8 protein-coding genes are annotated in these 7,385 nt (G+C 76.0%); 4 read left to right on the top strand and 4 right to left on the bottom strand.

The genetic code is table 11. The features are described from left to right. Positions 1-214 precede the first annotated feature (214 nt). A complete protein-coding gene (locus tag ACFQ6N_RS39735) occupies positions 215-691 on the top strand; it encodes an NUDIX domain-containing protein (RefSeq protein ID WP_380659043.1) in 477 nt (158 codons plus the stop codon). Between the two features lie 51 nt (positions 692-742). Here the strand turns inward: ACFQ6N_RS39735 and ACFQ6N_RS39730 are convergent, their stop codons facing one another. Next, the gene (locus ACFQ6N_RS39730; protein ID WP_380659042.1) at positions 743-1,501 is read right to left on the bottom strand and encodes a Clp protease N-terminal domain-containing protein; all 759 of its coding nucleotides are present in this window, start codon (positions 1,499-1,501) and stop codon (positions 743-745) included. A gap of 96 nt (positions 1,502-1,597) precedes the next feature. Between ACFQ6N_RS39730 and ACFQ6N_RS39725 the strand changes: the two genes are divergently transcribed. Beyond that, positions 1,598-2,188 (top strand): GNAT family N-acetyltransferase, encoded by a 591-nt coding sequence (locus ACFQ6N_RS39725; protein ID WP_380659041.1) that lies wholly within the window; start codon positions 1,598-1,600, stop codon positions 2,186-2,188. 4 nt (positions 2,189-2,192) lie between these two features. Here ACFQ6N_RS39725 and ACFQ6N_RS39720 read toward each other — a convergent pair whose 3' ends face one another. The 3 genes from ACFQ6N_RS39720 to ACFQ6N_RS39710 form a co-directional block, all read right to left on the bottom strand. Then, the gene (locus ACFQ6N_RS39720) at positions 2,193-2,936 is read right to left on the bottom strand and encodes a tyrosine-protein phosphatase (RefSeq protein ID WP_380659039.1); all 744 of its coding nucleotides are present in this window, start codon (positions 2,934-2,936) and stop codon (positions 2,193-2,195) included. 210 nt (positions 2,937-3,146) lie between these two features. After that, the gene (locus ACFQ6N_RS39715; RefSeq protein WP_380659038.1) at positions 3,147-3,881 is read right to left on the bottom strand and encodes a VC0807 family protein; all 735 of its coding nucleotides are present in this window, start codon (positions 3,879-3,881) and stop codon (positions 3,147-3,149) included. 157 nt (positions 3,882-4,038) lie between these two features. Beyond that, complete coding sequence (locus ACFQ6N_RS39710) at positions 4,039-4,755, bottom strand: hypothetical protein (protein ID WP_380659037.1); 717 nt, start codon at positions 4,753-4,755, stop codon at positions 4,039-4,041. A 369-nt stretch (positions 4,756-5,124) separates the two neighbouring features. Between ACFQ6N_RS39710 and ACFQ6N_RS39705 the strand changes: the two genes are divergently transcribed. Together ACFQ6N_RS39705 and ACFQ6N_RS39700 are read left to right on the top strand one after the other, a co-directional pair. Beyond that, entirely contained in the window at positions 5,125-6,012 is an 888-nt protein-coding gene (locus tag ACFQ6N_RS39705) for an RNA polymerase sigma factor (RefSeq protein ID WP_380659036.1), read from the top strand. Continuing rightward, positions 6,009-7,133, top strand: a complete 1,125-nt coding sequence (locus ACFQ6N_RS39700) for a hypothetical protein (protein WP_380659035.1) — start codon at positions 6,009-6,011, stop codon at positions 7,131-7,133. The genes ACFQ6N_RS39705 and ACFQ6N_RS39700 overlap by 4 nt, the downstream gene beginning before the upstream one ends. Positions 7,134-7,385: the final 252 nt, after the last annotated feature.

Raw genomic sequence — 7,385 nt, 5'->3', positions numbered from 1 at the left:
GGCCCCGGGGGTGGTCGTCATACGGGTTGGACCGCCGCGACGGCGCCGACTCATCGGTCCCGCCCGGATCGGCCTGCCTGAGTCGGTTCGGCCGAACCGCGCCGCCCGACCCGCTCCGGCCCGTACCGGACGTGTCCGGAATCCGGTGGCAGAGTGGGGTCGTCGTATCCACCACGCCCCATGGAGGACCGCAGTGACGGCTGAGCCTGAGCCCTTGAAGTCCCGCGAGGATTGGCTGGCCTCGCTGCCCCGGATCTACGCGGCGGCGGGCTGCCTGCTGCGGGACGAGTCCGGCCGGATCCTGATCGTGAAGGCCGGGTACCGCGAGCACTGGCAGTTCCCGGGCGGCACGATCGACCTCGGCGAGGGCCCGGTCGAGTGCGCCGAGCGGGAGCTGACGGAGGAGACCGGCCTGGTCCGGGAGGCCGGGCCCCTGCTGGCCATCTCCTGGACCCATGCCTCGGCCGAACTCGACCACCCCGCCGAGCACTTGATGTTCGACTTCGGCACCGCCCCGGACGGCACCCCGGTGACCGTCCCGGCCGGTGAGCTGGACGACCACCGCTGGGCCCCGGTCGAGGAGGCGCTGGAACTGCTCGGCCCGGCCCGTTCGGCCCGCCTGCGGGCGGCGCTGGCGGCGGCCGAGGACGGCCGGGTCCGGATCGTCACCACCCACGTCTCCGGGTTCTGACCGCAACGGCCGTACCCCGGGCTGGAGTTCCGCCCGGGGCACGGTCCCGGTTCACTGCTGCCCGGACTCGGCGTCCCGGGCGGCGATGATGGCGGCGATGGCCTCCGAGATGAAGGTCTCCGCCTCGGACTTGTCCACCTTCAGTCCGGCGAGCACGCCCTCGCCGTTCTCCTGCTCCAGCAGCGCGAGCAGGATGTGCTCGGTGCCGACGTAGTTGTGCCCGAGCTTGAGCGCCTCGCGGAAGGTCAGCTCCAGCACCTTCTTCCCCTGCCCGTCGTACGGGATCAGTGCGGGCAGCGTCTGCTCGACGGCGGTCGGCAGGGCGGCGGTGGTCGCCGTCCGGACGGCCTTCGGGGTGATGCCCTGGGCGGCGAGCGCCTTGACGGCGATGCCCTCGGGCTCGGCGAGTAGGCCGAGCAGGATGTGTTCGGCGGTGATCTCGGCGTTGCCGGCCTTGCGGGCCTCCTCCTGCGAGGCCACCACGACCTTGCGGGCCCGGGGCGTGAACCGGCTGAAGCCCTGGCTGGGGTCGAGGTCGTTCGGGGTGCCCGGGTCCTTGGGGACGAAGCGCTTCTGGGCGGCCTGCTTGGTGACGCCCATGCTGCGGCCGATGTCGGTCCAGGAGGCGCCGGAGCGGCGGGCCTGGTCGACGAAGTGGCCGATCAGGTGGTCGGCGAGTTCTCCGAGGTGGTCGGCGGCGATGACCGCGTCCGAGAGCTGGTCCAGCGCGTCGGGGTGGACCTGCTTGATGGCCGCGATCAGGTCGTCGAGGCGCAGCGGAGTGCTGTTGGGAACAACGGGATTCTCCATGCGTCAACCGTAGGTTGTCGCCCCGAGGATCGTCAACCATCAGTTGACGATCCCGGCGGGTAGGGTTCGACGACCGTGACGGAAAGGAGGTGCGCCATGGACGGACTTCGGGTCCTGTCCCTGCCCGAGGCCGAGGTGCCCCGCGAACTCAAGCTCCAGGTCGCCGAGTTGCAGGAGTCGGCCTGGCCCAGCGGGCCCGCCGGGCCCGGGCCGACCGCCGATCCGGTGCACGACCCGGCGCTGCGCCCGCGCTCCCTCCTCCTGCTGTCCGGCGACCGCGTGCTGGCCGCGCTCGACCTGCTCTCCAAGGACCTCGACCACGCGGGCCACAGGTACGCGGCGAGCGGCCTCAGTGCCGTGGTCACCGACCCGGCCCTGCGCGGCCGGGGGCACGGGCGGCGGCTGGTGGCGGCCGCCCGTACCGCCGTCGGGGAGAGCGGCGCCGACCTCGGGCTGTTCACCTGCGACCGGGGGCTGCTGGCCTTCTACGAGAGCGCGGGCTGGGCGGAGCTGCCGGGCGCGGTCCTGGTCGGCGGGACGGCCGAGGAGCCCTTCCCGAGCGACCGGGAGGGCTTCGACAAGGTGGTGGTGGCGGCCTTCTTCACCGAGCGCGCCCGCCGCCGGCGGACGGACTTCCCGCACCGGCGGATCGCCCTCCACCCGGGCCTGGTCGACCGGCTCTGGTAGCCCGTCAGAAGTCGGGCAGCAGGCGGGCCCGGACGGCGGCGATCCGGTCGGGCGCGACACCCGCCGCGAGCAGGTAGCCGGCCGGGTCGAACCCGTCGAGCGCGGCCGTCAGGGCGGCCTCGGCGGTGGTGCCGGCCTCGGCGAGCACCGCGTCGATCCGGTGGTACGGGTCCGGCAGGCCCAGCATCCCGTACAGCGGGCGGACGTTGGGGCCGCTCAGCAGGTAGTCCTCGGTGATCGCGGCCCGGTCGACCCCGGCCAGGGCGAGTAGCAGCAGGGCGGCCAGGCCGGTGCGGTCACGGCCGGCGCCGCAGTGCACCACCACGCCGCCGGGCCGGGCCCCGGCGACCGCGGCGATCAGCGCGGCGGCGGCGTGCGGGCAGTGGTCCAGGTACGGGCGGAGGGCGAGCGGGGTGCCGTCCAGTCGGCCGTGGGCCTCCCACCAGGCGGGGCCGGCGAGTTCGTCCAGCGGTACGCGGACCAGGTCGACACCGTCCGGGAGCGGGAGGAGCGGCTTGTACTCCTCGGTGTCGCGCAGGTCGACCACGGTGCGGACACCGTGGTCGAGGAGGGCGTCCCAGCCCTCGGCGGTGAGGCGGTCCAGGTTGTCCGCCCGGACTATCACGCGGCGGGCGGTGAGCCGGCCGGAGGCGGTGGGCAGCCCGCCCAGGTCACGGACGTTCAGGCAGCCGTCCCAGACGAGCGTGCGGTCCTCGACGGTGCTCGGCGCGTGCGTCGTCCGGTACATGGGGGTCCCCGTTTCCTCGTCGGGGGTCCCGTTACCCCCTCGTTATACAAGGACTCCCGGGAGGTCCGGATGGTTCCTGGCCGTTCGAGCCCCCGGAGCCGCCCGTTCACCTGCCGGCCGGTCCCGTGCCGGCCGTTCCCGTGTCGTCCGGTCCCGTGTCGGCTGTTCCCGTGCGGGCCGGTCGCGGCCGGGGTGCGGCCGGGGTGCGGCTCAGGCGGTGGTGGGGGCCTCGGCCTCGGCGCCGACCAGCTTCTCGATCGGCTCGACGGCGATCTGGCCGAGCAGCGAGCCGGCCACGATGGCGCCGATCATGAACACGGTGGACAGCCAGGCCATGGTCGACACCGGCAGGGTGAAGGCGCCGACCACCCGGGCCGCGCACTCGGTCAGCAGCGCTACGCCCCAGATGCCCGAGAACACCCGCTCGTGGCGGCGGAAGGAGCGCGACGCGGCCGCCCGGCCCTCGGCCAGCCGCTGCCAGGCGGCGGCCCGGTCCGGCCGGCCCTTGGTGACGAAGGGCATCAGCACCGAGGTCATCACCGGCCGGCCGATCAGCGCGGAGACCAGGACCGCGACCGCCACGGAGCCGCTCAGGCCGCCGTCCTTGGCGATCATCATCCGGGCGTCGCCGGTGACGAAGGTCAGGGCCAGTCCCGCCAGGTTGACGGTCAGCATCAGGGTGGCCCACAGGTTGAGCCGGCGCTCGTGCAGCAGGCCGAGGACGGTACGGGCGGCCGGGAAGGCACTGCTCCAGGCCAGTGCGGCGAACTCGCTCAGGCCGCAGACCGAGTGCAGCAGGTAGTAGCCGGCCAGTGGGGCGGCCACGTCGAGGGCCAGCGGGCGGAGGCCGGAGGCCGGCGAGGTGGAGGCCTTCGCGGGGGCGGCGGCCTTGGCGGCGGTGGCGGCGGTGGCAGTGACGGCGGCGGCGCTGACGGTCTGGCTCACGGCGGTTCCTCCCCGGCTGGCGGCCGCGGGCTGCTGCCCGCGTCGTGCCTCCAGTCTTTCCGTCCGACCCTCCGTCAGAGCAGTGCCGTCCGTTGCGGGATCCGCATGACGGTTGTCATGGTGCGCGCCGTGACACCGCCTCCGACCTGCGCGTTCGCTAACTCCGGTCGGGGAAGGTCCACAGCTCCCGGTCCAGGGTGTCCCGGCAGCGGACGGTGTCGAACCGCTCGTCCCCGGCGGACAGGAAGCCCTCGGCGACCCCCGCCAGGACGGTCCGGGCGACGGCATCGCCGCGCGTCCAGGCTCCGGTCAGCACCAGCGCCCCGTCGGTCAGCTCGGCGCGCCGCACCCGGGCCACCGCGGCGGTCAGCAGCGCGGCGTTGACCCGCTCCAGCTCGGCGGGGAGGAGGTAGGCCTCCCCGGTGAGGCCGCCGGCCGGCCCGGCGAGGAGTGCGAGGTCGGCACCGGCCCGGCGCCGCAGCTCCGGTAGGCCGTAGTGGCGGACGGCCGCGACGGCGTCGTCCAGCGGGAGCTGCCAGCGCGGCCCGGGCAGCACCTCCCACCAGACGTCCTCGCCGACCGGCAGCACCTCGCCGATCCGGGCCCGCCAGGTCTCGACGCCGTACCGGACGCGCGGGTCGGGCCGGTGCCCGGGCAGCCCGGCCGCGCTCCAGGCGGCGCGGCGGACCAGGCTGAGGTCGAAGGTGAAGGACACCCGGTCGGCGGCGGGGCGCTCGGCCAGTCCGACCAGCACCCAGTGGGTGCCGTCCGGCAGGGCGAAGGTCCGGCGCCACCCGGTGAGGCCCAGGGCGCGCAGGGCGGGCGCGAGGTGTTCGCGCAGCCCCCTGGCGTGGAGCTCGTGGGCGGTCGTCATCGTTCGTCCCTGCCGGTCGTGCCTGCTGATGGTTCGTAGCCGCTCCGGCACCGGATCGCGGCGGATCCCCGGGTCCCCGGGTGGCTGCGGCGGCCGGCGCGGCGGCCCGCCGTGGTGGTGGGCGAGGCCGTGGTGCGCGGCCGGGGTGCGCGGCCCGGGCGTCCGTCCGTCCACGCGTTCGGAGGGGCCCGGCGGGTCCGGCCGGGACGCGGCGGCGGCCCGGACTGCTTCGCCTACCGACAACGTAGGCGGGGCCGTCCCGCCGGGGCCGCGGGCGAACGGCAGCAGTCCGCAGGACCTTGGCCCCGGCTCCGGCCGGTCCTTCGGCCGGAGCCGGAGCGTTCGCCCGAATGGCGCATCATGTGGCGGGTGCAGAGTGCAGAGCGCCCCGGAGCGGGCACCGGCAGCCCGGTCGGCCGGTCCGGACCAGTACCGACCACCGGTCCACCACCGGGGGCGGCCCCCGCTCCCACCGATCTGACGGAAGCGGTCCGCGCCGCCCAGGGCGGGGACGAGGAGGCGTTCCGGCTGCTCTTCCGGACCGTCCAGCCGGGCCTGCTGCGCTACCTGCGGGTGCTGGTCGGCGGGCGGCCGGAGGACCGGCAGGACGCCGAGGACATCGCCTCGGAGGCCTGGCTGCAGATCGCCCGCGACCTGCGCGGATTCTCCGGCGACGGGGACGGCTTCCGCGGTTGGGCCGCCACCGTCGCCCGGCACCGGGCGCTCGACCACCTGCGCGCCCGCCGCCGCCGTCCGGTCGCCGACCTGCCCTTCGAGTACCTCGTCGAACTGGCGGCCGGGGACGACACCGCACGCGCCGCGCTGACCACGGTCGGCACCGCCGACGCGCTGGCGCTGATCTCCCGGCTGCCGCGCGACCAGGCCGAGGCGGTGCTGCTGCGGGTGGTCATGGAACTGGACGCGGAGAGCGCCGCCCGGGTGCTCGGCAAGCGGGCCGGCAGTGTCCGGATGGCCGCCCACCGGGGACTGCGGCGGCTGGCCGGGCTGCTGGAGCAGTCCTTCGCGTCCGGGGGAGGCAACGAGGGCGGAGGCGGGGGCGGGAACGGGGGAGTGCGCGGGGGAGCGAGCGGCGGGGACGGGATCCCGGCCGCGCGGACCGGCGGTGCGCCGGTCGGCGACGCCCTCGGAAGGAGCGCGGGCGAGGCCTCGGGGCGACCCGCGGGGAAACCCGCGAAAAAAAGTTCTCCGCAGGGTGTGACAGAACGCCGGGCCGCGACGCTGAAGGACATGAGATGAGCACCAACCGATCCCGTCGGATCGACCGTGATGCCGCCGAGCAATTGCTCGGCGGTGCCGTGGCCGCCCCGTCGGCCGGGCAGGACGCCTCGCTCACCGGACCGGACGGCGGTCCCGGGCAGCTCGCCCGGGTGCTCGCCGCGGCCGCCGCTCCCGCGACGGCCGGCGAACTGGCCGGGGAGGAGGCCGCCCTGGCCGCGTTCCGGGCGGCGAGTCTCACGCCCGACCCCGTAGTGACACCCGTCCGGAGACGATCGATGGCAACCGCCGCGCTGGCCAGGGCCTTCAGCACGAAGGCCGCTGCCGCCGTGCTCGGCGCCACCGCGCTGTGCGGGGTCGCGGTCGCCGCCGGTACCGGCAACCTGCCGTCCGCGCTGGGCGGCGGCGGTCCCGTCGAGCCGGAGCACACGCTCGCGGCCCAGGGCGGTGCCGTCACCGGCTCCCCTTCGGGGGCGTCGTCCGCCGGTCCGTCCGCCGGGGGGACCCCGTTCGCCCCGGCGTCCGGCTCGGCCCGTCCGTCCGACGGCGCCTCGGCCGGGCCCCAGACGGGCGTCCCGTCCGGCGCCGCGACCCCCGGCACTCCGTCAGCCGGGGGGCGCGGCGACCGGACGGCCGTCCCGCCGGCGCTGCTCGGCCTCTGCCGCGGCTTCGCCGACCGGACGGCCAAGGGCGAGCGCCCGGGCCGGCTGGCCGTCGATCCGCTGTACGGCCCGCTGGTCACGGCGGCCGGCGGCGCCGACGGGGTGGCGGACTTCTGCGCCGCGGCCCTCGGCGCGGGGGACGACGACCACCAGGGCGGCACCGCGGAACCGCACGACCCCGCCCGGACCGGCGCCGCCCCCGGCACGGACAAGGGCAAGGGGGGCACCGACGGCGGCCGGGGCAACGGCAATGCCAACGGCAACGGCGGGAACGCGAACGGCGGCAACGCCAACGGCGGGAACGCGAACGGCAACAACAACGGCCAGGCCTCCGGCGGCAGGGCCGGCGGCAACGGCGAGGACGGCGGCGGCGGTACCAGACCCGGCAAGTCCGGGGTGACGGTCCCGACCCCGCCGGCCGCACCCACCGTGCCGGACGTCCGACCGAGCAGACCCGACCGGACCGGGAACGACCGGTAGCCCGGCGGGTTGCCCCCCAGAACTCCGGGTGGGCGGCGAGCGACTCCCCCCGGGTTCGCCGCCCACCCGGACCGCACCACCTGCAGGACCCGCACCACCCGCACCATCCGCAGGACCCGCACCATCCGCAGGACCCGGCGCCGCCGCGCGGCGCCGGCAGGCAGTACCACCCGAAGACCCCGGGTGGCCGGTCGGCTCCCCCCGGGGCCGGCCGTCCACCCCGCCGGCCCCCGCCCGGTCTCGTATAAACAA

This window comes from Kitasatospora sp. NPDC056446, from assembly GCF_042796115.1.
Lineage (GTDB): Bacteria > Actinomycetota > Actinomycetes > Streptomycetales > Streptomycetaceae > Kitasatospora.
This window is presented reverse-complemented; position numbering and strand designations above follow the sequence as displayed.